The following is a 2,615-nucleotide window of genomic DNA, read 5'->3' on the forward strand; positions in this document are numbered from 1 at the left end:
CAGATCCATCGGTGGCGCCGCCATCGGAGGCCGCGGGTCGTTCGTCGGCGGTCAGGCCGGGTCGGACCGGTCGGATCCTGGAGCGTCGCCGGAATGGGGAGTGGGGCCTGCCGCCACGGGTCGGCCGGTGGCAGCGGCGTCGACGCGGTCGCGTGGGCCGGCGGGGGCCTGGGTGCCGGCGGGGGCATCGGCGACTGCGGGGGAACCCCTGGGTGACCGAGCGGTTTCGTCGTGTCCGGATCGTTGTGGGCGGGTGGGTGGTTCCGGGCGTCCGCGCGGAACTGGGCGCGGGCGGCCAGCCGGGACCGGCGCAGCGCGCCGGCCTCCACGAACAACGTGATCCCCATCGCCGCCGCGGCCACCGCGAAGCCGACCATCCCGGGCATCTCGATCAGTCCGAGGCCCCCGCCGGCGACCCAGGCCAGCTGCAGACCGGTCTCAGAGCGGGCGAACGCGGAGTTGCGGGTGGTCTCCGGGATGTCCCGCTGGATGATCGCGTCCAGCGCCAGCTTCCCCATCGACCCCGCCATGGACGCCAGCAGCGCGGCGACCAGCGAGGTGAACTTGGTGTAGGTGATCGCCGCACCGAGGCATCCCCCTGCCGCCAACACCAGCGCGAGCATGAGGATGCCCTCGGGGCGGCGCCGGCCGAGCCGGCCGCCGATGAGGACTCCCAGGCCGCTGCCGGCGCCCGCGCAGACCGCGAGCCCGCCCAGCCACAGGTTGTTCCCGCCGTTGGTGCGCAGGAGGAACACCAGATAGAACGTCAGGAAGCCGACCAGACTGCGTAGCACCAGGGCGGCGCGCAGCGCCACCGGCAGCGTGCCGAGGAACGCCCGGATCCACGTCCCGACACCGCGCCGGGCCACGCTTGAGGGAAGCGGCCCGCGCAGTGGCTGCTCACCGGCGGCGGAGTCGACGTGCCCGGGCAGGTTGAACGCCAGTAGGACCCCGGCCATGTAGACGAGGGCACAGATCCGCAACACCCAGGGATAGCCGACGAAAGGGATGTTGGCGATGCCCAACCCGACGGGTGCCACGACCGCCCCGGCGACGATGTTGACCAGCGAGATCCGTGAGTTGATCGTGACGAGCGTGAGTTCCGCCGGGGCCACCCGGGGAATGACGGCGCTGCGCGCGACGCCGAACCCGCGGGAGAGCACGAGCAGGCCGAGCGCGAGGGGGTAGACGGCCAGCCCGTCGAGCGCCCCCGCGAGCTGCCACGCCAGCAGCCCGCGGCCCAGGCAGATGGCGGCGAGCGCCGTCCGCCGGCCGTAGGCCACCCGGTCCAGCAGCGGACCGATGACCGGCGCCAGCAGGGCGAACGACACCATGGTGACCAGTAGGTAGAGGGCGACCTTCGACCGGGCCTCGCCGGACGGGACGGCGAAGAACAGCGAACCCGCCAACGCGACGGTCACCAGCGCGTCCCCGGCGGCGTTGACGAACGACAGCTCCGTCAGCGACGACAGCCCCGACCGGTCGGCGTCATTGCCGCGCACACTCGCCCGCAGCCGGCGCAGGCTGTTCACCACTGTGCTGCCCAGGTTCACCCTGCCCAGTGTCCTCGTCTTGGACCGGCGCTGTCCTGGACCGGCGCCACTACGACCACGTCGGGCGGTGGGAGGGTTCGTGGGTGAGAATACTTCCCGTGGATGCTCCCGATGTTCGTAGGACGGTCCGGTCCGGGCGGGCACCCGTGGCCGATCCGACCTGTGCGGCCGCCGTTGACCTGGCCCGGCAGGCGGCCGTCGAGGAGGCGGGGTCCGCGGCGGAGGTCGGTGAGCATCTCGGCGTCGAGAGCGAGGGGGACCGCCTCGCCCTGCACCGGTTCGCCTGCCTGTCGCGGGCCTACCCCGGCTGGGTCTGGACGGTGATCGTTACCCGAGCCGCGCGGGTGCGCAAGGCGACGGTCGACGACGTCGTGTTGATGCCCGGGGACGGGGCCATGCTGGCGCCCCCGTGGGTCCCCTGGTCGGAGCGGCTGCGGCCGGGCGACGTCGGCGTCGGGGACCTGCTGCCGACCGCCATCGACGATCCTCGGCTCGCGCTGCGCACAGAAGACGCCGAGGAGTTCGCCGACACCGACGTCTTCATCGAGCTCGGTCTGGGGCGGGCCCGGGTGCTGTCCGTGACCGGGCGGGAGGAAGCGGTCGAACGCTGGTACGCGGGTCCCGCCGGCCCGGGCGCATCCATCGCCAAGGTGGCGCCCGCATCCTGCCTGACCTGCGGATTCCACGTGCGGCTCGCGGGTGCGCTCGGCCGGATGTTCGGCGTCTGCGCCAACGAGCTCGCACCGGACGACGGCCGGGTCACGTCGATCGACCACGGCTGTGGGGCGCACTCGGAGGCACTGGTGGCTCCTTCGGCGCATCCTGAACCCGTCCTGTTCGACGAGGACCCCTCCGGCCTGGAGCCGATCGACGTCGAGCTGGTGGGCGTGGCCGCCCATCCGCCGGGTTCGGTGGACGACAACGGGGCGGGCGAGACCGCGGACGGCCCGGGACCGGAGCCCTACGGCCACTCCTGACCGGCCTCGCCCGCCGACGCCGGGACTTACCTGGATTTATCCGGACGTACTCGGCTCGGACGTACTCGTGTCTAGGCTTGTCTCC

Annotated in this window: 2 protein-coding genes; one reads left to right on the plus strand and one right to left on the minus strand. The window is 72.8% G+C overall.

What is annotated here, in order from left to right:
- The coding region (locus tag AC08OU_RS24390) for an MFS transporter (RefSeq protein ID WP_476602413.1) at positions 1 to 1,553 on the minus strand (1,553 nt) is incomplete at its 3' end.
- Between the two features lie 83 nt (positions 1,554 to 1,636).
- Between AC08OU_RS24390 and AC08OU_RS24395 the strand changes: the two genes are divergently transcribed.
- Positions 1,637 to 2,530 carry a DUF3027 domain-containing protein gene (locus AC08OU_RS24395; protein WP_476602412.1) on the plus strand — a complete coding sequence of 298 codons (894 nt, stop codon included), beginning with the start codon at positions 1,637 to 1,639 and terminating at the stop codon, positions 2,528 to 2,530.
- The last annotated feature ends 85 nt before the right edge of the window (positions 2,531 to 2,615 follow it).

This window comes from Frankia sp. CcMO1, assembly GCF_977945845.1.